Here is a 22,147-nt window from a genome sequence, read left to right on the forward strand (position 1 = left end):
CTCCTCAGCAGGGAGCACCCCATGGACAAAAAGGCCTCATCGCGCTCCGGCCACCGCGTTCGTAATACCGTCATCACGCTGACCCTCGGCGCGGCCCTGTTCACGGCCGGCGCCATCGGGCTGGCCCCGAACGGAAACACCAGCGGAGCGCCCGCCCGGCCCTCGGCACCGGCCAGAGGCTCACTCGACGCCCTGCAGTTCCGCGTGAAACAGATGCCGAAGGACGCGGGCGCGTGGGCCGCGCTGGGCATGGCCTATGTCCAGCAAGCCCGCAGCACCGCAGACCCGGCGACCTACCAACGGGCCGAGCAGGCCCTTCGGCGATCACTCGCCGTACAACACGACGACAACACCAACGCGCAGATCGGTATGGGCGCCCTCGCCGCAGCCCGCCACGACTTCCCCACCGCGCTCGACTGGGCCCGGCAGGCCATCAGGTCAGACCCGTACAGCTCCGTCGCCTACGGAGTTCTCGCCGACGCCTACACCCAGTTGGGCCACTACCCCGCCTCCTACCGGGCCGTGCAGCGCATGAATGACCTGCGTCCCGACGCGCCCGCCCTCGCCCGCGCCTCTTACACCTTCGAGCTGCGCGGTGACACCAAGCAGGCGGCGACTCTCATGCACAGATCGCTGGACGCCGCGTCGACCACCGGTGAACGCTCTTTCGCCCACACCATCTTGTCCACGCTCGCACTCCAGACGGGCGACACCCGCCTGGCTCTGCGGGAAGCGGCGACGGGACTGCGCAGCGCCCCACACGACTCAGCCCTCCTCGAAGCCCGCGCACGAGCCCAGGCCGCTTCGGGCAACACACGACAGGCCATTGCGGACTATGAGGCCGCCATCGACATCGCGCCGCTTCCCCACTATCTCCTCGGACTCGGCGAACTTCAGCAGTCACTGGGCCACAAGCAACAGGCCGAGGCTCAGTACGCCGTCCTACGAGGCCAGGAGACCATCCGCCGGGCCGGCTCCACCCCGGCCGACACAGACGCGATCCTCTTCGAAGCCGACCACGGCAGCCCCGCACGCGCCGTCGCGATGGCCCAGGAAGCCCTGAAAACAAGGCCGTTCATCGCGGTCCACGATGCCTATGCCTGGGCTTTGCACCAAGCCGGCCGCAACCGTGAGGCACTGGGCCAGGCCGACCAGGCCCTCGCGCTCGGCACACGCAGCGCGCTCTACCGGTACCACCGCGGAGTCATCCAGCACGCCCTCGGTAACAACACCGCAGCTCGCTCGGACCTCGAAACGGCGCTGCGTACCGAGCCGCACTTCCATCCTCAGCACGCGGCCACGGCACGTGCCCTGCTCAAGCGGATCGACACAACCTCATGAGTCACGCACTTCGACGCGCCACCCTCGCCGCAGCTCTCATCGCCCTGGCCACCGCGGGCGGACTATCGCCCGCAGCCGCCGCGCCGGCACACCCCTTGGGTAACTTCACTGTCAACTACCACACCGGCCTGGGCCTCCACCCCGACCGCCTCGACGCCACCGTAGTCATCGACCGCGCGGAGATCTCGACCCTCCAAGAACGCACCGTCGTCGACGCCGACCACAACGGCGCCATTTCCTCCGCCGAGGCCCGCACGTATGCCAAGGCCAGCTGCTCCACCCTCGGCCGCGAACTCCACGCGACCGTCCAAGACACCTCCCTCACCTGGGCAGCGGTCTCCTCAGGGCTGACATACGAACGCGGTCAGGCCGGTCTCAAGACCAGCCGCCTCACCTGCGCCTACACGACGGCCGTCGATCTCTCTCGCCCAGCCGACCTGGACATCCGCACCACCTACGACACCCAGCGCATCGGCTGGCGCGAGATGACCGTCCAGGGCCACGGCGTCCGCACCACCGGAACCGATCTGCCCGCCGTCTCCCCCACCGACGAACTACGCCACTACCCCCGCGACCCGGCGGCCAGCCCGCTCGACCAACGCACTGCCCGGATTCACACCACACCCGGCGCAGACACGACGCCAAAGCCCAACAACGCCTCCGTTCCGGGAGCCGACTGGTTCAACCACCTCATCGCGACGACCTCATCCGTCTTCAACTCCCTGGTCGGCAGCCGCGAACTCACCGTCCCCATCGGGCTCCTGGCCATTGTGCTGGCCCTGATCCTCGGCGCGTCGCACGCCGTGCTTCCAGGGCACGGCAAGACGATCATGGCGTCGTACCTCGCCGGCCGACGCGGAACCCGACGAGACGCGATCACCGTCGGTGCCACCGTCACCTTGACCCACACCGCGGGCGTCCTCGTCCTCGGCCTCGCCCTCCCCGCAGCCACACACCTTGCCGGTGAGACCGTGCTGACATGGCTCGGAGAGGCAAGCGGTCTGATCGTCACCAGTATCGGACTGTGGCTCCTCAGCACGGCCCTGCGCAATAGGCCCCTTCACGGTCACCATCACCACCATCACGGCGACGGGCACAGCCACCACCACAGCCGCCACGGCCATCACCCTCACAACGATCACGCACCGCACCAACACACACCACACCCCCACGGTCACCATGCCCAGCATCCAGAGCACCTCGATCCGCAGCCGATGAGCGTCGGCGTGGCCACACTCCAGGCGCCGCGGGACAGCACGGCCGCCGGCCCGGATCACCACCACGACGTCCGCTCTCACCGTGCCGGCCTGATCGGCATGGGCATCGCTGGTGGCCTTGTCCCCAGCCCGTCCGCCCTTGTCGTCCTCCTCGGCGCTGTCGCCCTGGGCCGGACAGCCTTTGGTGTCCTCCTCGTTGCTGCCTACGGTCTCGGCATGGCCGCCACCCTCACCGTCGTCGGTCTCCTCCTCGTGCGGCTGCGCGAACGTCTCGAAAGCCGTCTGGAGTCTGCCTCCGACCGCCGACACCGCATCGTCCGCATTTTCACCAGAATCGGCCCCGCAGCGACCGCTCTGCTGGTCGTGGTCGTTGGACTCGGCCTCACCTTGCGTGCAGCCGCTGCCTGAGCTGCTCGACAGCCGTGGAGCCGATGCTCCTCACACGTGCGGTGCCACCGCGCTTGGAGACCACTGCGGCGCAGCGGCTGGATCGATCGACGAGAGCCCCGGATAGGCCAAGCGCTCTCCGGGCCTCCCAGCGCGCACGGATGCCGAGCAGGCTCTACGCAACTCTCAGGGTTGGATCAACTCGCTGGTAGCTATGCATGGCCTTGGGGGCCAAGCGGAGTACGAGAGCATTCCTGGCGTGTGCGGCGCGTCCCAGTCGCCCGGTTTCCTGTTCAGCTCGTCGGCTCTCCGGAACATCGTTCCGAGAGCTATTTGCGGTCCGTGGCCGACTGCACGGATACCGAAGCAGGCGACACGCAGGGAGAGTGGCTCGGCATGAGACCGGTCCTCACGCCTGAAGCACCCACTGGAACCCAAGCGCCGACCGCATGTGCGGGCTGTAGTTCGGCGCACCGGATCGCCCAATCGGGGGAAGAGCAGCATTCAAGCCAAGCCTTCCGCTCATCAGCACCGGATCTAGATGTGAGGGCACTGCCGGACAACAGCCACCTGTCCGGCAGACCAGCGGAAGGCCCTCGAAGTCGGTCCACATCCGCTAACGGGGCGGCGTGGACCGGGCGGTCTCTTAAGCCAGCAGATGCAACCAGTCGGCAAGGGGCCCAACGGTGGGTGGCGGTCGGCACCGCCACCCACCGTGCTCACAGCCCCGGCCGGGCGAAATCCTGCCGCTGGGCAATCATGGCGGGAACGGGCGGGCCGTCCGGTGTGGCGCGGCGCCCCGCGGCTCTAGGCCGCGCCACTGTTTGAGGCGGTTGGTGCACCGCTCGACGGTGTTGCGTTGCTTGTAGGCATCGGCATCGAACCCGAGCGGACGACCGCCTTGGCGGCCCTGCCCCAGACGATGGCCGATCTGGTCCGACGGCTGCGGGATGAGTACGCACGGTCCGCCAGGACCATGGCGGGGCGGGTTCGAGGCCAGCCGGCCACCAGTTCTGCATCACGACCCAGGCCTGACCAATGATCGGCCGACCGATGACCACGACAGCGCACCCCGGCAAGGGAGCCGAACTCGCCACCGTCATGCTGAGCATCGCGCAGCGGCTGCGCAGATCCCCCGGATGCGAGATCTACCTGATCAGCCAGGACGCGAGCGACTCGGATACGGTCCGCGTCACAGAAGTCTGGAGGGGCGAAGCCAGCGCACAGGCCGCTCTCGCTACCCCGCCGCCTCAACCAGGCGGGGCTGCCTTGCCGTAATCGCGGGGAAAGGTTCCAGGGTTGAGGCAGGCGCGGCTGGCGTGTGCTGCGGGCTGGTTGAGCGATGTGACGTCCAGTGCTGCGTGCACGGTCTTGCCGCCAAGTTCCGGAACAACTTTGATTCTTCCGCCGAGGCCTTGGATGAGGGCGATTCCGTAGCCGCCGTGCTCGCCTCTGGTGGTGGGTGTATCCGGCAGCATTTCGCTGTGGTCGGCGACAGCGATGTCGAGCTCATTCCCCCGAAGGGTGAGGATAAGGGTGCAGGGCTGACGGGTGTGTCGGACGGCATTGGTGACGAGTTCGGAGACGATGAGCACCGCATCGCGCCTGCGGGATGGGACATCGGCTTCATCGGCCAGCCACTGAGCGGCGATATGCCGAGCGATGTGCGGTGCGTACGGTCCGTAGGGCAGAGCGACGGCCAGCTGGCGCTCCACACACCGATCACCCGTCGGAGGGGTCGTGTGGGTGAGCGTCGATGTAGTGACGGTCATGGCCAGTGCCTGCTCTCGAAGGGGTGTGTGGTTGCTCTATCAGTGATCCGGACCTGAAGCCGCCGTGGATTGCATGAAAGCACCCGTTGACCATAAAAATAATATTCTTCTCATGTCGCGCCATACGGGACGGCTGTTGCTTCGAATGCCTTGTGACAGACACGAGGCGGCAGATCGTCGCCTTCCTTTTCGGAGGAGGAGTCTCGATGCGAGCACTCTCTCGCGTTCAGCGTCTGATGGCCGGTGCCGCGGCGACCGGCCTGCTGGCAGGCGGTGCGGCCCTGGGTACGGCGGGTGCGGCGTCGGCGTCGGCGCCGACATCCGCGCCGGCCACTGTGGCCGGCCAGCACGACCATGGCGGGCACCACTGGAACAAGGGCCACTGGGAGAAGAAGTGGGTCAAGGGCCACTGGGAGAAGAAGTGGGACTACCGGTCATGGCACGACGGCTACCGTGACCACTGGGGCCACTGGCACCACGGGTACTGGGAGAACCACTACAAGTGGGTCTACGTTCCCGGCCATTGGGTCTGGTTCTGGAGTGACGGCCACTGGGACTGACTCACCCCAGCCCGCTCCCCTCTCGCCCGCCGGAGGCAGCTGCCGGCGGGCGAGTCGTGTTCAGGCGCGCGGCCGTTCTTTGCCGAGTGTGGGGACGGCATGACCCGATGACATCCGTCAGCGTCCGAAGCCGAAGGCCGGGACGGTCGGGAACCGCGCACCCCCGCTCCGCCAGGAGCGTGCGCACCTCTCCGATCGCCCGGGTGACGGCGGACCGGTCGACACCGAACAGCAGGCCCAGACCGAGTGCGGCAGGTCGTGCCGCAGAGGGATCAGCGTGGCCACCAGCCGGTCGACGAACACCCGCTGATGGTTGGCGCCGGCACCCGCGGCCCGCTTCCTGGCCCCGCCCCGCGCGGCATGACGACGGCCCTCGACCCCGGCCCGCCCACGGCTCGGCCAACTCCTTTACCAGGCAGCCAAGATGAGACCGAGAGAGCCCCGTGAACAGCCGATGCGCCCGCACCGCCCGATTGACCATGATCGCCACAGCGGGATCATGCCATCCACCTGGCACGACGCCTCACCCGCTATCAGCCGAAGACCGACCAGCATCGACGACTCGGCACGCTGGAAATGCGGGTAGTAGGCTCTCTGGCTTGTCGACACCTGGGGAGGGGTCCTTGCACGACTACCGGAACAGGCAGTACGAGCACTGGCCGCGCTTCGAAGACATCACTGAGACGTACTACAGGTCCGGCCGGTTCTTTTACGGCGAGGACGAGGGCGGGCGGCTGCGGGTAGGGCGGGTCGTCGCCTTCTACCGGGCGCTAAACGGGGTCATCACCCCTGCTATCGAGCCGGTCGTACGGTTTTTCGATCATCAGTGGGAGGAAGGCCCGCCCGAGTATGTACCTCTGGGGAGCCGGACTGAGAGGTATTGGATGGGCCGCACGGTCCAGGACGTGGAAGAGGCATGGCGGCAAGCCTCGTCCACGGGATCTTGGCCGCAGCCGCACGGCCGGCAATGGATTCACAGCGCTGATCCGTTTCACGTCGACCCAGCGCATTACCTGCTGTACTACGCCGCCCTGGGTGAGGAGGGGGAGACGTACCTCGGCCGGGTCGTGGGGTGGGACCCTCCCCAGTTCGCTGACGAACTCCCCACGCCGGTAGTCCGCCTCTATCGAGAGGGCGACGATCTCGACGAGGAGGGCAAGTACGTGGGGTCGGACCTGCCGGACATCTACCAGGTGACGGGCTCCCTCGAATCGGCCCGGGAAGGCATCGCAGAGAAAATCACCCAGAGGGCAGCGGAACCAGAAGACCTTCCTGACGATCCCTGGACGCGTGCCGCCGAAGGGTGACCTGAAGCGCTGGATATAGGCGGCCGCGGAACTGCTCAGGTCGCTGACGCGGGCTTGGACTATCTTCCGGAGGACACCTCGGCTGGCTGCCGGGCACATCAGAACAGACACGTAATCGTGCTGCTCGAGGGGCCGCTTCCGGCGAAGCAGCGCCAGGCCTTCACGGGTGCGGCGGGCCAGCCCCCTGAGGCAAAGCCACGGTCGTGTCGGCGCTGCATCTGGTGTGGCTGGCTCTGCTGCCGACGGCCAACGGTTACTGGCCGGGATGGACGGCTTGGACGCCGGTTCCCGCGTACGCCTTGGGCGTCAGAGTGAGCAGGAACCGCCCGGCGGGGTGGGCGGGGGAGGGGCGGGCGGCGTGGATGGCGTGGACGGCGGCCCAGGAGTGCCCGAAGCGCAGCAGTTCGGTCGCGGTGACTGCGGCGTCGGTGTCGAACGCCTCGATCCGGATGAAGCGCAGCCCCTTGATGTAGCCGAGCAGCCCGGGACGTTCGGTGTCGCCGGCTGTCAGGGAGAGCGCCGGCGCGCACAGGTCACCGAGTCCGCCGGAGGCCTGGACGTAGAACGCGGCCACCGCCTCGTTGAATGGATCCTTCGGGTCGTACAAGGCACCCGCGGTCGTGTGGTCCAGGACGACCGCGATCGCCGCCACTACGCGGCCGCCTGCGGGCTGTGCGCAGTCCCGCCCAGGCGCTCCAGCAGAGCCTTGGCCTTCGCCTCGGCCTCCGGGCTCGGCGCGCTGCCGAGGGCGGAAGCGAGCTCGGCGCGGGCCAGTTCGGCCCGCTCGGCGTACTCGGCCTGTGTGGGCGTGCCCTGTGCGAGGTCCTCGACCAGGCTGCGGATGGTGGTGCCGTGCTCGGTCGCCAGCTGGGCGAGCCGGTCGCGCGCCGCCGTGCTCACTTTGATGCTTGTCTCGTCTGCTGCCATACCTCACTCTAGCCCATCCCTCTACCGTGGGTAGAGGAGGTGCTGAGAAGCGAGTGCTTTCGCGTGCTTGGCCGGATCGAGGACTGGTGATCGGTGCGCGCTACCCTCTCGGCCATGTCAGAGACCAGGCGAAGACTGGGGCGGGCCTTTTGGGCCGTGGACCGCCTGCTTGGCGGTGAGCGCCCACCAACACGCACGCAGAAGTTCGCGGCCCGGCATCCGCTCGTCCTGTCGCTTCTGACGGGAGCAGTGTGGGCTGTCTACTTCCTGGTGCTTCCGGACGTGCAGCCGTCCGACTACGTGATCGCGCCGTTCGGCAGCCTTCTGCTCGGCGGGATCTTCGGGTTCACGGCGCTGTATGAGAGGCGTCGGCAGCGTCGTTTGCGACGGCTGGGGCTGTGGAACGGCTCGTGAGAGCAGTACCAGACGGTCCCGCAACCTGGCGCGATCTGCCGCCCCACACGGTGCCGCTGGGCTACGCCGTCTGGTGGTTCGTGGATTTCAGCACGTCAGACGGGCGCGGAGCTGGGAACTGAATTCACGCTGTGAGCAAAACCATCTCTTCCGGAGCGATTCACCCTGGCGCAGTGGCTGACGGACTGGCTGGACGGGAACCGGGCCTTCCCCGAGCCGCCCCCTTTGACAGATTGTCGCGACTGCCGGAACCAAAGCTTGTTCCGCAACCCTCCTGTGGGGGCGTCAGGCTTTTACCGCGGTCCCGTGCGGTGGTGTCGGCGTACACGTGAACGTGCCCAGTCACGTACGGATGAACGTGCCCATTTCGTGACGTACCGGAGCTTGATCGTGGGCAGTCTGCTGCCGGCCTGTGAAGGGTGGCGGAGGGCGGCTGACCGTGGTCTTGGACCCGCAACGATGGATGGAGCTTCGACGCTTCCGCGGGCTGCTCGAGTCCGGGGCGATGAGCCTGTCGGAGATCGCGAAGGAGACCGGGCTCAACCGCCGCACGGTCCGCAAGTACCTGTCCTCTGAAGGCCCGGTTGCCCCGCCTCGTCGGGTTGCGCCCGGACATGGCCGTCGGCGGAAGGTGGATGAGATCGCGCCCCTGATCGACGCGATGCTGCGGTCGGAGATTCTGATCAAAGGTGCCGTGGTTCACGAGCGGCTGGTGGCCGAGTACGGCTTCACCGGCACCTACCAGCGGATCAAGCTCTACATGCAGGAGGCCCGGCCTCGGATCGCGGAGGAACTGGGAATCAGCCCGGGCGAGCTGGCTGGCCTGCACCGCAGATTCGAGGTCGTGCCTGGAGCGCAGGCCCAAGTCGACTGGGGCGACGAAGGGTAGACCCTCGCCCACGTCGGCATCCCGAAGGTCTACTCGTTCCACATGACCTTGTCCTACTCGCGAGATCCGTTCTGCTGCTTTACCACCAGCCAGGACCTGGCCACCTTCTTCGACTGCCACCGGCAGGCGTTCGCCCACTTCGGCGGGGTGCCAATGTCGATCGTCTACGACCGCACCACGACCGTCGTCCGACGTCACGTCGCACCGGGCGAGGCCGTTCCCCTGCACCCGGAAGCGGTCGGGTTCGCCGGGCACTACGACTTCGACATCGATGTGCTGGCGGCCTACCGCCCCACCGGGAAAGGCCGCGTCGAGCGGCAGGTCCTGATCGTCCGCGACCACGTCCTGGCCGGACGGTTCTCCTCCTCCATCGAGGAGCTGGACTCCGCTTTCAACGCCTGGGTTCCGTTGCGCCGAGCGAAGTCCCACGTACCCACGGCGAAGTCATCGGGCACCGCGCGATCCGCGACCACATGGCCCTCAGGCCCCTGCCGGCGACACCCTATGTGGTCACCCAGAGACACCTTCGCTACGTCGGCAAGGACTGCCTGGTCGCCTTCGACGCGAACCTCTACTCGGTGCCGGCCCGCAAGGTCCGCGCACGTCAGCTGGTGGAAGTCAGGGCAACAAAGTCCCAGATCACTCTGCATTCCACCGTTCCCGACGCCAACGGCGACACCCTGCTGGCCATTCACCGCAGGGCTGTCGGCCGAGGAGTCTGTGTCGTCGACGAGAAGCACTGGGACGGTCTTCCCGACGGCAGGAACCGGCGATCGGCAGCGGCGAGGCGAGTGCGCGCAGCACCATCTCCTTGGCCAGCTCTGGTTTGGTGGCGAAGGTCCGTTCATCGGGAATCTTTGCGGCGCGGCAGCGTTCGCGGTCGTCCGTCCAGGACTTGGGCAGATACAGCTCGCGGTCCACCAGGGCGCGTGCCCGGGTGGTGGCGTAGGCGGCGAAGACGCCGATCTGGCAGTCCTCGGTGCGTCCGGCGGTGCCGGAGTACTGGCGCTGCACGCCTGCGGAGGTGGTGTCTTTCTTGACGAAGCCGGTGTCGTCCAGGATGAGCACCCCGCACCTTGGGCTTCGGGCCGTCGCCCTCCCGCCATGGCCGTACCTTCACCGGCTTTGAACTGCGACTTGCCCGGACGACGTCCTGGGCTTGGGCGTGCGTGGGGCGGCTGGCCAGCAGGCGGAAGGCGGTCGGCGGTTAGCTGGAGGTGTCGGCCATCTGTTGTTCGTGGTGGTGTTTGAGTGCGGTACGCGCTGCCAGGACGTCGGCTGAGGTGAATTGGCTCCAGTAGGTGTGCGTGACGATCGTCTGGGCGAGTTCGAGCTCTCGCCCCCGGAGCCGGGCGATCTCCCTCGCATCCTGGGGATCCCAGCCGGGGGAGGCGGGGCGGGAGGTGGGTCGCCAGGCGTTTTCGTGCGTCTTCCACCCGTCCAGTGGCTCGGCCGACCACGGCACCCGCTGGTAGAGGTTTTGCAGTTCAGTGCGGACCTGACGGAGTTCGTCCTGGGCGTCAATCAGGTCCTGGGGGAAGTCGTACGAAGCTGCCACGAGCCAAAGGTACTGCCGCTCGAACCGCGCTCTGGACCGAGTCGGCCGACCCCCCGGACAGGCCTTCGCCGTCCCGCCCGGTACCGACTTGTTGCTCGCGGGCGACACGAAAATCTATGTTGGCCGGAGTAGACATTGGTTGATCGTCTAGCTATGGTTTCTCTCGTAACCGAGGTCGGCAAGGCCTGGCAGACACGAACTGCCAGGGAGCAGTACTGGTAGTTGCAGTTGGCGAAACGGTGCGGTGGTGGAGTTCCGAAGCCAGGGTTGTCGCAGGTCGGCGACGGGGCTGACGACCGGACCGGGCGGCCCGCAGTGATCAGGGGCTGCCGTGAGCAGGACCGCAGTTGAAGTTGCAGTACCTGAAGGTGCAGTTCGCGGTATCCAGCAGTGCAGGTGTGTCAGTTGTACCTCGGTGAAGGCGTCGGCTGCGGGCGCGCGCACCGGGAGGTCCGGCAGTGGGGTTCCAAGCCCAGAGCAGATGCAGGACGGGCGACGGGGCTGGCTGCCGGAGAGTGACGCTTCCTCAGGTCACGACGGAACACGCAGTAGAGCAGTGCCAGCATTACGCAGTCCCCCTTTGGTAATTGTTGGTCAAGAGGGAAAGAACGGAGGAGCGTAGCGCCATCAGGATCGCCCGGGCGTAATGGCTGAGCCCGGGTACCGCAGGACATCGATAGTGAGGTGGTCTCCGGTCGAGCAACCGCGATCCCCGCGCACCCGACAGCACCACGGTCGGACCCGCGGAAACAAGAGGCCGGCGCAGAGCCGGCAGATGGTGTAGCAGTTCCTTCGGGGCCCTGGCACACATGGTGCCAGGGCCCCTCGACGCGTTCCATGAGAGAGGTGCAATGACGGCAGAGGACTCATACGGCCGACTCGACGACGATGACTACCCCGCCTACACGATGGGCCGGGCCGCCGAGATACTCGGCACCACCCAGGGCTTCCTCCGCGCGATCGGCGAAGCCCGCCTGATCACGCCGCTGCGCTCCGTGGGCGGCCATCGCCGCTACTCCCGCTACCAGCTACGCATCGCGGCCCGTGCGCGTGAGCTCGTGGACCAGGGGATGCCGATCGAGGCCGCGTGCCGCATCGTCATCCTCGAGGACCAGCTCGAAGAAGCTCAGCAGCTGAACGCTGCATACCGCCGCAAGGGCGAAGCGGCAGACCCGACGGCCGCGGGGTAAAGGCGCCTCGACCTGACCCCCGTTCCCGAGCCCGTTCATGTCCCAGCCCGATGAGCGGGGTACGGACCGAGCCGAATCAACAGTCACGAGAGAAGGCCGAATTTTGCCGACCACGTGCCCCGAGCTTCACCGGGGTGAGATCGAGCGCGGCCATGCGGCACCGCGCGTGGTGACCCGCTTCAGGCGCCGGGCCCCGATGGGAAACGTATGACGGAGTGGACATACCCCGGCCTCGGCTCGCTCCTTACCGTCACCCGCCAAGTCGGCCGCGCGGCTGAACTCCTCGACGTGTTGTGGGAGCAGGACCGCCATGTCGGCCCGTCTCCGTACCTCTCTGTCGCGCAGTTGCGCGTGATGTACCTCGTCGACCGCGACCAGGGGATCCGCATGCGAGCCCTCACCCGGCTCCTGTCCGCATCGCCGCCCTCGGTCTCCCGCTTGGTCGACCGCCTCCAGGCCCTGGGCTTCGTCGACCGCAGGCCCTGCCACGACTCCCGCCGTGAAGTCATGCTCCACGTGACCTCTGCGGGCCGTGACTATCTGGCCCACATCCGCGAGCGGCGCGACCAGGCTCTCCTCCAGGCCATTGAGGCCATGCCCGGCTCCCAGCGTGCCGCACTCACCGAAGGACTTGCCGGACTTCAGCAAGCACTGACCAGCCACCCCCTGCTCCGCCTCGTCGCCGAAGACACCACGCCCGTGCCCACGCCGACGCGGCAGGATCCAGCGCTGTCCAGCCGGCACTCCGATGCACCACAACCCTCGGGAGTTGTCTCAGAGGGGCGAGGAGCCGCAGGCCACCTGGGCGAGTAGGGAAGCGGAATGAGGAGTCGCGGAGCACCGCAGCCGCGTAGCGGCCGTTCGCGGCGAGCCGGTCCGCGAGCCGCTCCCGCCCGCCGCGGTGTCCGCGCTCCCGACTTCCTGCACTGGGCTTGAGGCGGACATCTGCCCGGCGACGGTCAGTGCGGCCGGTCCGCAACCTGAAGACCACAGGCCCGGCATCGCCGCCGACGGCCAGCGTTGGTCAGGGGGTAGTGAGGGTGTCGAGCCGGACGGCGAGGTCGGGGTGTGCGGCGGCCAGATGGGGGCGGGTGGCGGTCAGTGGGGCGATGAGGTCGGCGGGGTCGTCGTGGGCGAGGGCCGCGTGGAGTTCGCTGAGCGGGCGCCGGGCCGCGGCGGGCAGGTCGGTGAGCGCGGTGATCTGGCCGGCGAGGCGTCGCAGGTCGGCGGCTTTGTGGCGGGCCCAGTTGGCGGTGGCGCGGTCGGCGGCACGGGCCTGGCGGGTGGCGGTGACGCGCTGTTCGCCGGTGGTCCCGGCGGGGCCGGGGCGGCCGCGCAGGTAGCGGCGTTCGGCAGCCTGGCGGCTGGCGACGCCGAGGGGCGGGGCGAGGTCGGCCCAGCTGGCGCCCGCGTCGCGGGCGGTTTCGATCAGGCCGGTCTCCCATCCGGCGAGCTGCTCGCGGACCTGCCGCAACAGCATCAGTGAGGCCAGCGCCTGTTCCGGGCCGGGCCCGGCACCGGAAGTGGTCGGGGTCTGCTGTCGGGCTTCGCGCAGGGCATCGTCTATGGCGGTGAGGGCCGCCGCGGCGGCGAGGAACGACGCCGGATTGTGGGCGTCGTTGCCTGTTGCGGGCGGCTGGTCGGCCGGGGTCACGGACACCTCCCTGGGGTTGTGATCGGGCTGACGACATCATGTTTGTCATCCATTGGATGACATGTTACAACGGTGTCAGTGAGGCGCATTGGCAGTAACTGCCTGAACCTGCTGGAGGTGTTTTCACGATGTTGATGCGCACTGATCCCTTCCGTGAGCTGGACCGGCTGACGCAGCAGCTGATGGGCCCGGGGACCTGGTCGAAGCCGTCGGCGATGCCGATGGACGCCTACCGAGAGGGTGACCAGTTCGTGGTGGCCTTCGACATTCCCGGCGTCAGCGCGGACGCGATCGATATCGACGTCGAACGCAACATGCTCACCGTGAAGGCCGAGCGCCGGCCGGTGGCGAAGGCCGACGACGTGCAGATGGAGCTGTCCGAGCGGCCGCTGGGCGTCTTCTCCCGCCAGATCGTGCTCGCCGACACCCTCGACACCGAGCACATCGAGGCCGACTACGACGCGGGCGTGCTCACCCTGCGCATCCCGATCGCCGAGCGCGCCAAGCCCCGCAAGATCTCCATCGGCGTCGGGTCCGGCCACAAGGAGATCTCCGGCTGACACCGGCCCGACCGGTGCGGAGGACGGGCATCTGATCCCCCTCACCCCGCCCTCCGCACCCCTGGCGGTTTGAAGACCAAGAAGGGGTGGCGTCGAGATGACACTGCGACGCGAAGCGTTCCTCGATCACGTCAAGGAACGAGGCGAGTACGGCACTGTGGAGGAAGCCGAGCGAGCGGCCCGGGTGGTACTCGCCCTGCTCGGCGCACACCTGGTCGGCGAGGTCCGGGCTCTGCTCGCGGCACGCCTGCCGGACGAATTCGCCCTGGTCCTGCTCAACCCGCTGCAGAGCGCCGAGCCGCTGTCGCCGGAGCGGTTCGTGCGGGCGACCGCGGCCTGGATCGATGGCGCCACCGAGCAGACCGCGACCTGGGACGTCAGCGCCGTGCTGTCCACGACCGCGGACGCGGCCGGCGACGACCTGCTGGGGCAGATCCTGCTTCAGCTCCCCGCCGGCTACGACCTTCTCTTTGGCCGCCTCCAACCCACCTGATCACCGGTGCCGCCCATCGGCACCCACCCGACCCCGGCTTGAGAAAGGCATCCACCGCAGTGATCACCGACGTACGTGTACCGCTTGAGGACCGGCAGCAGTACTCGACGGCGTATGAGCAGATGCTGGAGAAGGTCCGCTACGAAGGCGCCTACCCCGACCGCGAGCGAGCCGACGAAGCCGTCCGCCTGGTCCTGGCAGGGCTGGGACGCCAGCTGACCGGCGAGGAACGCGTCGAGCTGGCCGCCTGTCTGCCGCTGGAGGCCGCCCGCGTCCTGACCACGCAGATCCCCGCCCTCCAGCCGCTGGAAGGCTGGGACTTCGTCAAGGACCTCGCCGCCCGCTCCGGCGCATCCCTGGCCACCACCCGCTGGGACACCGGATCCGTCTTCGCCGCCGTCACCGCCCACGCCGGCCGCGACCTGATCACCCGCATCCTCCACCGGCTCCCCACCGGCTGGGCCCTGCTGTTCGGCCAAGCCGAACTCAAACCGACCGCCTGAAACGAACACCCGGCGCCCAGGGCCACAACAGGGTCTACCCGGACCCTCCTGCCCGGCTCACCAGGCGAAGTCCCTCGATCCGTGCGGTCGGGGGACTCCCGCCCTGGCCGCTCGCCCTCCCGCCCGTCGGCCACTCCTGGTCCGGGCCCTCGACGCCTGTCGCGATCGCGTCTTTTGCGCTGTCTTCCGGGCCGCTGAGAAGCTGTTTCACAAACCTGTTTTAGCTGGTCACAGTGTTGTCGAGCTCCGCCTGCTGAGGGCTATCCGATCTTCTTCCAGGGCTTGCAGTCCGTGGTCTGGAAGGCTTTGTCACTTGCTGCGACCTTGACGATTGCCGGACCTTGGACGTTGCCGTTGGCGATGATGGCGTTGAGTTCGCCGGTTGTGTCGCTCAAGCGCGCCCAGTAGCAGCCGTACTGGTTCTTTCCCTCGGTGCGGTAGGTGCCGGCCTTAATGTCGTTGCCCACGAGGAAAGTTCCGTCGCCGGGAATCTCTCCCTTGGGTTTGCTCTCGTTGTGCGGTGCCGCAGTGGCGCTGGGGGTAGCGGCAGCCAGCTCTCGGCCTCGGGTTGCGGTGGCGGTCACGGTCACGGTTGCGGAGGCGATTTCTTGCCGCCTCCTGACCCGCTGACGCCGATCAGGATGCCCACCAGCAGGTCGCCGAGAGCGAAGGCGGTGTGAGTGAGCCAGCGGCGGCGGGACGAGACACGGGCAGCAGGGGACGGCGCGCGATCCGACGTCGGGCCTGGTGGTGGGCCTACGGGTCTGTTTCCGCTCATGTCCACAGAGTGCGCCAGCCTTGTGCGGGGTGCACGACAGCGGTGTCAGAGGAAGGAAGCACCGCACCCGGGCCTGGCGGCTAATAGCCACCGCAGTGACCGTTTTGCCCGAGGAGTCGACAAGCGCGATCGCGTCCCGCTTGAACTCCTCCGTGTACCGCTTCGTGTACTTGCTTCCCACCTGGTGCTACTTCCTCTGAAACCTCAGGTCCCAGTCTCCAGGTGTCCACGATCCAGGGGAAGCTTCACAGCGGCGAGATCCCCCTGGTGACCGGCAGGCAGCGAGTCAGCCTCCACCAGGCACTGGGCGGCCGGATCCACCGTGGATCATTGCCTGTGCCGCGGATCATCGCGGGTGGGGGGGGTGGCGTGCTGCTGCCGGGAACATGCTGAGGAGCGGTAGTGGCGACGAAGTTCGGGGTACTGGGCGAACTGACCCTTCATCTGGAGGGACAACCGCTCACGATCCAGGGGAAGAAGGCCGGAGCGCTGCTGGCTGTGCTGCTCCTTCGTCGTGACCTCCCCTTGACGGCAGATCAGTTGATCGATGTGTTGTGGGGGCGAACTCCGCCCCGGACGGCCAACGCTTCGCTGCACAACCACCTCGCCCGGCTGCGTGCGCTGCTCGGTCCGCAGCGGGAGCGGCTGGTCCACCGTCATGGCGGGTACCGGCTGGAGCTTCGTGCCGGCGAGCTCGACGCCGAGGTCTTCACGGTCCGGCTCGCTCAGGCGCGGGACGCCCATGCGGACGGCCGCTGGGAGGCCGTGCACGCCGCAACCACCGCCGCCCTTGGTCTGTGGCGGGGCCGGCCTCTACCCGAGTTCCCACAACTCCACGATAGTGCGGCCGTCACGCACCTGGCCGAACTCCACCTGAACGCGGTGGAACTGCATGTGGAGGCACGTATCCACCTCGGACGTCATCACGACATCGTCGGGGATCTCACGCAACACACTACGGATCACCCGTTGCGGGAGTCGTTCCACCGGCAACTTATGACGGTGTTGCACCGTGAGGACCGGGCCGCCGAAGCCATCGCCGTCTACCACGACCTGCGCCGGCGGCTCGCCGACGAACTCGGCATCGACCCTTCCCCCGCCATCCAGAAGTGCTTCCAGGAGATCCTCGACTCTCCCCGCCCCGGCTCTCCTGCCGCGACCGTCACCACCCAGACGCCCCGGACAAAAGCGCAGCAGCCGGTGGCGGCGCCGGAGCCCGCGGAATCACCCAGGCCGACATCGGCGGCGCCGTTCCAAACGCCCCGCGACATCGGTGACTTCACCGGGAGAAGAGACGAACTGGCTACTCTGCTCGCCGCGTTGCGCGAGCAGGCGACGGCACTGCCCACCGTCGCGCTCGTCTCCGGGATGGGCGGTGTCGGAAAGACGACCCTCGTGCTGCGCGCGGCGCATCTGTGCCACGAGGACTTCCCTGACGGGCAGTTGTACGCGGACCTTCGCGGCTTCGGGACCGGAACACCACGCGCCGCCCACGACCTGCTGGCCCGCTTCCTCGCCGACCTCGGAGTGTCGCCACGGCTGATCCCCGACGACACCGACGACCGGGCCTCCCTCTACCGGACAACGCTCGCCGGGCGGCGCGTGCTGCTGCTCCTCGACAACGCCCGCCACGTGGAGCAGGTCCTCCCTCTTCTGCCGGGCGCCGGTCCCAGTGCGGTCGTCGTGACCAGCAGGCACGTCCTTGCCGGGCTCCCGGGGACTTCACGCATCACCCTCGCACCGCTCGACAGAGCGGATCAGGAGACCCTGCTGGCGTCCATCTGCGGCACCGAACTGGTAGCTGCGGACCTGTCGGCGACAGAGCGTGTGCTTGACGCCTGTGCCGGACTCCCGCTCGCCCTGCGCATCGTGGGGGTCCGTCTCGCCCAGCACGGCGGCCGCTCGATGGCGGGAACCGCCGACCGGCTCGCGCGCACGGGACAGCGTCTGAACGCGTTCACTGTCGACCACCTGGACATCCGCAATGTCTTCATGCTGAGTTATCGGGCTTTGCCTGGATCGGACGGGCAGGGGCATCGTGATGCTGCCAGGGCCTTTCGTCGTCTGGGATTGTGGCCCTCACACCCCTTCTCGGTCGAGGCCGCCTCCGCCCTGCTGAACCAGCCGCTCGAGCACACCATGGATCTGCTCGACCTGCTGGTAAGCGCGCATCTACTCCAGAACCCCTCCCCGGGCGTCTTCCGGTTCCACGACCTGCTCGGTGAGTTCGCCGCCGAACGCGCCCGCGCGGAGGAGTCCCCCGCGGACGCCGAGGCCGCCCTGCTTCGCCTGCTTAACTGGTACCGCGACGCGACCGAGTATGCGGAACGGGCCAGCGGCATCGGCCGCGCCAGGCTGACCGTCGACACCACCTCGGCCCTGCCCGTGTTGCTGCCGGAGTTCACGGACGGCCAGCAGGCACTCCAGTGGGTGTCCAATGAGCTGCCCGCTGTGACAGCCGCCGTTCAGCTCGCCGCGAGCAGCTCACGGCCCGAACTCGCCTGGCACACCGCGGCCGCCCTCTTCGCATGGATCCAGGGGAACTGGTGGTCCAAGGAGTGGGAGGAGCCCGTCGCCACGGCACTAACCGCCGCGGAGCGCGAGTCCGATCTGAGCGGCCAGGCCGAAATGCACAACCTGTTGGGCATGGCGCACGGTTCGGCGCACCGCAACGACATCAGCCTTCACCACCTGCGCGCGGCGCTCGCGTTCTACGAGCAAACAGGAGCGACCGAACGTCAGGTCGCGGTCCTCGCCAACATCTCCAACGCGTGTTCTCAGGCGGGCCGGCTGGACGAGGCCCGGACTGCGATCGAGGGAGCCATCCGCCTCGCGGACGAGTCCGGGCTGCCCAGCGCGCGGTTCGATCACACACTGGGTACGGTCCTCCTCAAGTTGGGTGACACCGATGGCGCGGCTGTGGTCTACCGGCGCGCGCTGGACTTCTGGCGCAAGGAAGGACGGGTGTTCTTCATCCACATCTGCCTGGTCACTCTAGGTGACACGTTGCGTGCTCTCGGTGAGCGCGAGGAATCCCTCGCCTTGCTCGAAGAAGGGCTTCGAATAGCCCGGAAGGAGAATCATGAATTCTCCACCGCCGACACGTTGGAGGCGCTCGGGCGCGCGCACTTCCACTTCGGTGACCGTCAACAGGCGCGCCTGCACTGGCGGGAGGCCCTGTCCATCGCGGAACGACACCACCTGCAAAGGGTCGTCATCGACTGCCGCAAGGGACTGGAGTCGCTGGAAGGCGGCCGCTGACCCGCCTCGCCCCGCCGGTCGCGGCCGGTCGTCCGTACCAGGTGCCATCCGATGCCCGGGGTACCACCGCATCGGCCAACGGCCCGCCTTGGGATCGTCCTGCCTGCGTTGGCGGCTCGTTGTTCAAACATTGGCCCCACCTGTTGTGATCAGTCCAGGCCTCCCCGGCAGGGACACGCTGACCGGGGCGTACATCTGTCGCTTCGCGACGATGTCGTAGGTCTCGTATGCCGGGCCGCTGAAACCACGGCCCGTAGCCGGCACATTCGGGGAGAGAGACGCGTGAGCGTAAAGAGCAGGATCGCCCAGAGCATGGCGGCCGTCGTCTGCACGGCCCTGGTGGGCCTCGGCGGCACCGCCCAGGCCAGTACAGGCGCACCGACCATCGGCGATGGTTACGCCAACAACACCCACGCCGTGTGGTGCGTCCAGGAGAGCCTGAACTACTTTCAGACGCACTGGAACCAGCAGTACAAGTGGGGTCCGACCATTCCGACGGTGGCTCAGGATGGCGTGTGGGGCGCGAAGACCAAGCAGGCCGTGATGTATTTCCAGCAGGCCATGAACCACGCCGGCCCCAACCTCGATGTCGACGGCTACGTCGGCCAGCAGACCGGTAATTCCATCGTGGCATTCGGTGACCCCTACTACACCGGAGGCGCCACGAACAGCGACGCCTACTGCTTCCAGTACCTGCCCACCCTGTACAACTGAAGATGACGGTCCTCCGGTCCGGCCGCGAGGACCACCTCAGTTATGGGACAACCGCCTCGATTCCCGGCCGAAGAATCCCAGGAGAGTTCTCCCGCTCGCCTTTCTGCCCGACTCCGGATCGTATGCAGCTGTTGCGCCGCGCCCGCCATGCCGGCGCACTGTAGTAGAAGTCGGCGGTGCCAAATTCGTTGTCTCGCCGCCCCCGAATGCTTTGCGTAGCTGTGGTTCAGCGCCGCGACGCAGGTTGGCCATGCGAAAGTGCCCACAGAAATAGAAGCCCGGGGCGGTGATCAACGGCATATGCCGTTACGGACTATGGGTATGTGCTGCTGGATGTTGGCGGCACAGGCGAACATTGTTCCTGCGCAATCTGGGCACCCAACGCGCTCATGGCTGACGAGCCGGAATCCTCAAAGATCGCCCGGTGGGGGCGCGACCTGCATTCTCTATTGGCACGAAGCGCTCAGATGCCTCGATGAAGGCGACACAACGTCCGGTCAGCGGACGAAGTCCCGCTATCCCCGCTCACGTACTACGTCACGCGCCTGCGAGACGCGCGATCGGTTATCCAGAAGGAGACCCGCATGAATAAGAAGCCTGGGCTCATCACGGCCTTGTTGACCACCATGACTGTAGCGGCCACACTGATGACTGCCACCGGTTCGGCGAATGCCAATAGCGGCGACTTGGTCACGTGGAAGAACCACAAAACCAACTACTTCCTGACCTTCGAGAAGGGGGGCATCGTGAAGGGCAACTACGGCACCGGTTCTAACAACCACTGGCAGGAGATCAAGAACAGCGACGGTAGTTGGAACCTCATCACTGACGATGGGTACCGATACTGTCTGACCGGCTACTACCGGCAGGTCTACACCGAGCCTTGCGACGGGGCCCCTAACGGGACGAACACGTGGGAACGCTGGTACGAGATCCCGACTCAGACCGGCTGGGCACTGAAGAACCGTCAGACCGGCTATATTCTGGACGACGACGGCAATGGCAACATCTACGCTAACTCTAACGACGTCGGCAACTCGGATCCGAATCAGCGCTGGTACTAGCCTCGATCTTGCATGAGGGTCCGCCGACGGAGTCGGTGGCCCCTTTCGCTTTCTGTGGCTGATGGCAGGCTGGCGGCCCGGCTGTCGCGTCGGGTGGGCGCCGGGTTCCACTTCCCGGGGCGGGTGATGTTGTCTTCGGGAGGGTTGACGTTGCTGGTCAGCCGGGGTTTGGCAGGAGTGCGAGCCGTTCGAGTGCAGCGGTGATCTCGCTGGTCCAGGGCCAGTGCTGGCTGAGGCGAAGAATCTTGCGCCGACCGGTGGTGACGAGGTGGGCGGCCGTGGAGAACAGGCGGAATCGCAGGCGGCGGGGTTCCCAGAGCCGGGCCTTGCCGGTGAGAGCGAGCATGGGCATCCAGGCCAGCAGTTCGAGGGCGATCTGGACGATCTCGAGCCAGACCTTGTTCTGCGCGGTGTGGTGCAGGGGCAGGTTGCGCAGGCCGGTGGCCCGGGCGGCCCGGATCCGGTCCTCGGCTCGGGCCCGCAGCCGGTGACGGAGTTCGAGTTCGGCGATCGGCCGGTGGGGGGTGTTGGTCGCGAAGCACGTGATCCACATGCCGTCCGCGTCTGTGATCCTCAACTGGGCACCAGGATGGGGCCGTTCCTTTCGGACGATCAGGCACATGCCCTTGGGCTAGCCGTCCAGGAGCTTGCCCGTGAGCTCAGCGACCCAGGCCCCGTCAGGGGCCTCGCCATCGGTCTCGACGGCCGGGGTCCAGGCCGAGGCGGGGACCTTCAGCACGTGTTCGTGGATCGCTTCGGTGACCGTCATGCCGACCGAGTAGGACAGCCATCGTCCTCGCTTCGCGAGCCAGGGCACGAAGTCGTGAGTGCCGCCCGCGGAGTCCGTGCGGATGAGGGGCTGACGCCCTCGCCGGTAGTGCTTGGGCATTTGGGCCAGGGCGAGTTGGGTGGTGGTGATGTGGTCGGCTGCCGTGTTGGAGCCCGCGTTTCCCGGTCTCAGGAGGGCGGCGACGGGCTCACCGGTTCCGCTCGGGCCGTGGTCGCGGAAGGCAGTCAGCGGGTGATGGCCGTAGGTCTTCTTCCAGGTCGCGGCCGTGTCTTCCTTGTCGGAGTGGGCGATCACGAGGACGCCGTCGAGATCGATGGCGACCTGGCCGTCGGTGTCTGGGGCGTTCTCGCCGGCCAACGACCAGGCATGGGTCCGGGCTTCGGACCGTGCGGACCCGATGGCCTGCAGAGATTTCTCGCCGGAGGCGGCGAGGGCGTCGATCAGGCGGGAGATGGTCGGGTCGGAGGCGACCGGGCCGAAGACGGCCGGTTCACATCGCTGCATCGCGACGTCCGCGAGGCAGTCCCCACCGAGTGCGACCGCGAGGGCGACGTCAAGGAGGGCCTTGCCTGGATCGTGGACGGCCCGCGGTTTGCGCCACGGAGCCAGGGCCTGGGACATGGCCTGGTCAAGTCCGGTCTTGCGGACCGTTTCGACGAGCAGGACCGACCCGGCCTGCGAGACGACCTGGCGGCCGTCGTCCCGGACACGGACACGGGGATAGGACCCGATAGACTGCTTCACCTGGGAAGTGCCTCCGGCGGTGGC

21 protein-coding genes and 6 pseudogenes are annotated in these 22,147 nt (G+C 67.5%); 17 read left to right on the forward strand and 10 right to left on the reverse strand.

The genetic code is table 11. From position 1 onward, the window contains the following. Positions 1-21 precede the first annotated feature (21 nt). Together IO36_RS29045 and IO36_RS29050 are read left to right on the forward strand one after the other, a co-directional pair. Positions 22-1,341: a tetratricopeptide repeat protein gene (locus IO36_RS29045; protein ID WP_037624067.1), complete on the forward strand. Its 1,320-nt coding sequence runs from the start codon at positions 22-24 to the stop codon at positions 1,339-1,341. After that, on the forward strand, positions 1,338-2,966 hold the full coding sequence (locus IO36_RS29050) for a nickel/cobalt transporter (RefSeq protein ID WP_078943498.1): 1,629 nt from the start codon (positions 1,338-1,340) through the stop codon (positions 2,964-2,966). Before IO36_RS29045 ends, IO36_RS29050 begins: the two co-directional genes overlap by 4 nt. A 778-nt stretch (positions 2,967-3,744) precedes the next feature. Here IO36_RS29050 and IO36_RS48420 read toward each other — a convergent pair. Further along, positions 3,745-3,956: pseudogene (locus IO36_RS48420) on the reverse strand (IS5/IS1182 family transposase); the annotation flags it as partial. Between the two features lie 42 nt (positions 3,957-3,998). On the opposite strand from IO36_RS48420, the gene IO36_RS49410 reads away from it, so the two are divergent. Beyond that, positions 3,999-4,223 (forward strand): putative quinol monooxygenase, encoded by a 225-nt coding sequence (locus IO36_RS49410; protein ID WP_051901030.1) that lies wholly within the window; start codon positions 3,999-4,001, stop codon positions 4,221-4,223. Here IO36_RS49410 and IO36_RS44960 read toward each other — a convergent pair. Then, positions 4,196-4,660: an ATP-binding protein gene (locus tag IO36_RS44960; RefSeq protein ID WP_245173524.1), complete on the reverse strand. Its 465-nt coding sequence runs from the start codon at positions 4,658-4,660 to the stop codon at positions 4,196-4,198. The two genes, IO36_RS49410 and IO36_RS44960, sit on opposite strands and share 28 nt — an antisense overlap. A gap of 263 nt (positions 4,661-4,923) precedes the next feature. Here IO36_RS44960 and IO36_RS29060 point away from each other — a divergent pair, with 263 nt between their 5' ends. Next, on the forward strand, positions 4,924-5,277 hold the full coding sequence (locus IO36_RS29060; RefSeq protein ID WP_037624068.1) for a hypothetical protein: 354 nt from the start codon (positions 4,924-4,926) through the stop codon (positions 5,275-5,277). 22 nt (positions 5,278-5,299) lie between these two features. On the opposite strand, the pseudogene IO36_RS48425 reads toward IO36_RS29060, so the two are convergent. Beyond that, positions 5,300-5,758: pseudogene (locus tag IO36_RS48425) on the reverse strand (helix-turn-helix domain-containing protein); the annotation flags it as partial. Positions 5,759-5,900: 142 nt separating this feature from the next. On the opposite strand from IO36_RS48425, the gene IO36_RS29070 reads away from it, so the two are divergent. Then, positions 5,901-6,584, forward strand: a complete 684-nt coding sequence (locus tag IO36_RS29070) for a hypothetical protein (RefSeq protein ID WP_037624070.1) — start codon at positions 5,901-5,903, stop codon at positions 6,582-6,584. Between the two features lie 253 nt (positions 6,585-6,837). Here IO36_RS29070 and IO36_RS29075 read toward each other — a convergent pair whose 3' ends face one another. Both IO36_RS29075 and IO36_RS29080 read right to left on the reverse strand, forming a co-directional pair. Then, on the reverse strand, positions 6,838-7,236 hold the full coding sequence (locus tag IO36_RS29075) for a PIN domain-containing protein (RefSeq protein WP_037624071.1): 399 nt from the start codon (positions 7,234-7,236) through the stop codon (positions 6,838-6,840). Continuing rightward, positions 7,236-7,511, reverse strand: coding sequence for a hypothetical protein (locus tag IO36_RS29080; protein WP_037624073.1), 276 nt, complete (start codon positions 7,509-7,511; stop codon positions 7,236-7,238). Before IO36_RS29080 ends, IO36_RS29075 begins: the two co-directional genes overlap by 1 nt. Before the next feature lie 114 nt (positions 7,512-7,625). Between IO36_RS29080 and IO36_RS47045 the strand changes: the two genes are divergently transcribed. The 4 genes and pseudogenes from IO36_RS47045 to IO36_RS49425 all read left to right on the forward strand — a co-directional run. Next, a complete protein-coding gene (locus IO36_RS47045) occupies positions 7,626-7,925 on the forward strand; it encodes a hypothetical protein (protein WP_037624157.1) in 300 nt (99 codons plus the stop codon). Between the two features lie 463 nt (positions 7,926-8,388). Further along, the gene (locus IO36_RS49415) at positions 8,389-8,814 is read left to right on the forward strand and encodes a MerR family transcriptional regulator (RefSeq protein ID WP_425535556.1); all 426 of its coding nucleotides are present in this window, start codon (positions 8,389-8,391) and stop codon (positions 8,812-8,814) included. Between the two features lie 42 nt (positions 8,815-8,856). Continuing rightward, a pseudogene (locus IO36_RS49420) lies at positions 8,857-9,048 on the forward strand (DDE-type integrase/transposase/recombinase); the annotation flags it as partial. A gap of 239 nt (positions 9,049-9,287) precedes the next feature. After that, positions 9,288-9,485 (forward strand): annotated as a pseudogene (locus tag IO36_RS49425) (Mu transposase domain-containing protein); the annotation flags it as partial. A 103-nt stretch (positions 9,486-9,588) separates the two neighbouring features. Here the strand turns inward: IO36_RS49425 and IO36_RS29095 are convergent. Both IO36_RS29095 and IO36_RS29100 read right to left on the reverse strand, forming a co-directional pair. Beyond that, positions 9,589-9,885: pseudogene (locus tag IO36_RS29095) on the reverse strand (transposase); the annotation flags it as partial. Between the two features lie 136 nt (positions 9,886-10,021). After that, the gene (locus IO36_RS29100) at positions 10,022-10,372 is read right to left on the reverse strand and encodes a hypothetical protein (protein WP_037624075.1); all 351 of its coding nucleotides are present in this window, start codon (positions 10,370-10,372) and stop codon (positions 10,022-10,024) included. A gap of 851 nt (positions 10,373-11,223) precedes the next feature. Between IO36_RS29100 and IO36_RS29105 the strand changes: the two genes are divergently transcribed. Beyond that, a complete protein-coding gene (locus IO36_RS29105) occupies positions 11,224-11,562 on the forward strand; it encodes a MerR family transcriptional regulator (RefSeq protein WP_037624077.1) in 339 nt (112 codons plus the stop codon). 207 nt (positions 11,563-11,769) lie between these two features. Continuing rightward, positions 11,770-12,375, forward strand: a complete 606-nt coding sequence (locus IO36_RS43885) for a MarR family winged helix-turn-helix transcriptional regulator (protein WP_063764912.1) — start codon at positions 11,770-11,772, stop codon at positions 12,373-12,375. Positions 12,376-12,586: 211 nt separating this feature from the next. On the opposite strand, the gene IO36_RS29115 is transcribed toward IO36_RS43885, so the two are convergent. Continuing rightward, the gene (locus IO36_RS29115; protein ID WP_037624078.1) at positions 12,587-13,216 is read right to left on the reverse strand and encodes a hypothetical protein; all 630 of its coding nucleotides are present in this window, start codon (positions 13,214-13,216) and stop codon (positions 12,587-12,589) included. Positions 13,217-13,344: 128 nt separating this feature from the next. On the opposite strand from IO36_RS29115, the gene IO36_RS29120 reads away from it, so the two are divergent. The 3 genes from IO36_RS29120 (at position 13,345) to IO36_RS29130 (ending at position 14,772) form a co-directional block, all read left to right on the forward strand. Next, positions 13,345-13,776 carry an Hsp20/alpha crystallin family protein gene (locus tag IO36_RS29120; protein WP_037624079.1) on the forward strand — a complete coding sequence of 144 codons (432 nt, stop codon included), beginning with the start codon at positions 13,345-13,347 and terminating at the stop codon, positions 13,774-13,776. A gap of 97 nt (positions 13,777-13,873) precedes the next feature. Continuing rightward, the gene (locus tag IO36_RS29125) at positions 13,874-14,269 is read left to right on the forward strand and encodes a DUF2267 domain-containing protein (RefSeq protein ID WP_037624080.1); all 396 of its coding nucleotides are present in this window, start codon (positions 13,874-13,876) and stop codon (positions 14,267-14,269) included. A gap of 59 nt (positions 14,270-14,328) precedes the next feature. Then, positions 14,329-14,772 (forward strand): DUF2267 domain-containing protein, encoded by a 444-nt coding sequence (locus tag IO36_RS29130; RefSeq protein WP_037624081.1) that lies wholly within the window; start codon positions 14,329-14,331, stop codon positions 14,770-14,772. Positions 14,773-15,032: 260 nt separating this feature from the next. Here IO36_RS29130 and IO36_RS47050 read toward each other — a convergent pair whose 3' ends face one another. Further along, complete coding sequence (locus IO36_RS47050) at positions 15,033-15,356, reverse strand: hypothetical protein (RefSeq protein ID WP_158997547.1); 324 nt, start codon at positions 15,354-15,356, stop codon at positions 15,033-15,035. Between the two features lie 596 nt (positions 15,357-15,952). Here IO36_RS47050 and IO36_RS29140 point away from each other — a divergent pair. The 3 genes from IO36_RS29140 (at position 15,953) to IO36_RS29150 (ending at position 20,589) form a co-directional block, all read left to right on the forward strand. Beyond that, positions 15,953-18,811, forward strand: a complete 2,859-nt coding sequence (locus IO36_RS29140; RefSeq protein WP_037624082.1) for an AfsR/SARP family transcriptional regulator — start codon at positions 15,953-15,955, stop codon at positions 18,809-18,811. A gap of 282 nt (positions 18,812-19,093) precedes the next feature. Further along, positions 19,094-19,525 carry a peptidoglycan-binding domain-containing protein gene (locus tag IO36_RS29145; RefSeq protein ID WP_158997549.1) on the forward strand — a complete coding sequence of 144 codons (432 nt, stop codon included), beginning with the start codon at positions 19,094-19,096 and terminating at the stop codon, positions 19,523-19,525. Positions 19,526-20,109: 584 nt separating this feature from the next. Then, positions 20,110-20,589 carry a hypothetical protein gene (locus IO36_RS29150; RefSeq protein ID WP_037624084.1) on the forward strand — a complete coding sequence of 160 codons (480 nt, stop codon included), beginning with the start codon at positions 20,110-20,112 and terminating at the stop codon, positions 20,587-20,589. Positions 20,590-20,746: 157 nt separating this feature from the next. Here the strand turns inward: IO36_RS29150 and IO36_RS29155 are convergent. Continuing rightward, positions 20,747-22,123: pseudogene (locus IO36_RS29155) on the reverse strand (IS1380 family transposase). Positions 22,124-22,147 lie beyond the last annotated feature (24 nt).

The organism is Streptomyces aureus (assembly GCF_000725495.1).
GTDB lineage: Bacteria > Actinomycetota > Actinomycetes > Streptomycetales > Streptomycetaceae > Streptomyces > Streptomyces aureus_B.

Excerpts from the sequence above, each read along its gene's own strand:
- IO36_RS29045 (WP_037624067.1), top strand. The coding sequence starts at position 22 with ATGGACAAAAAGGCCTCATCGCGCTCCGGCCACCGCGTTCGTAATACC.
- IO36_RS29050 (WP_078943498.1), top strand. The coding sequence starts at position 1,338 with ATGAGTCACGCACTTCGACGCGCCACCCTCGCCGCAGCTCTCATCGCC.
- IO36_RS49410 (WP_051901030.1), top strand. The coding sequence starts at position 3,999 with ATGACCACGACAGCGCACCCCGGCAAGGGAGCCGAACTCGCCACCGTC.
- IO36_RS29060 (WP_037624068.1), top strand. The coding sequence starts at position 4,924 with ATGCGAGCACTCTCTCGCGTTCAGCGTCTGATGGCCGGTGCCGCGGCG.
- IO36_RS29080 (WP_037624073.1), bottom strand. The coding sequence starts at position 7,511 with ATGGCAGCAGACGAGACAAGCATCAAAGTGAGCACGGCGGCGCGCGAC.
- IO36_RS47045 (WP_037624157.1), top strand. The coding sequence starts at position 7,626 with ATGTCAGAGACCAGGCGAAGACTGGGGCGGGCCTTTTGGGCCGTGGAC.
- IO36_RS49415 (WP_425535556.1), top strand. The coding sequence starts at position 8,389 with ATGGAGCTTCGACGCTTCCGCGGGCTGCTCGAGTCCGGGGCGATGAGC.
- IO36_RS29105 (WP_037624077.1), top strand. The coding sequence starts at position 11,224 with ATGACGGCAGAGGACTCATACGGCCGACTCGACGACGATGACTACCCC.
- IO36_RS43885 (WP_063764912.1), top strand. The coding sequence starts at position 11,770 with ATGACGGAGTGGACATACCCCGGCCTCGGCTCGCTCCTTACCGTCACC.
- IO36_RS29120 (WP_037624079.1), top strand. The coding sequence starts at position 13,345 with ATGTTGATGCGCACTGATCCCTTCCGTGAGCTGGACCGGCTGACGCAG.
- IO36_RS29125 (WP_037624080.1), top strand. The coding sequence starts at position 13,874 with ATGACACTGCGACGCGAAGCGTTCCTCGATCACGTCAAGGAACGAGGC.
- IO36_RS29150 (WP_037624084.1), top strand. The coding sequence starts at position 20,110 with ATGAATAAGAAGCCTGGGCTCATCACGGCCTTGTTGACCACCATGACT.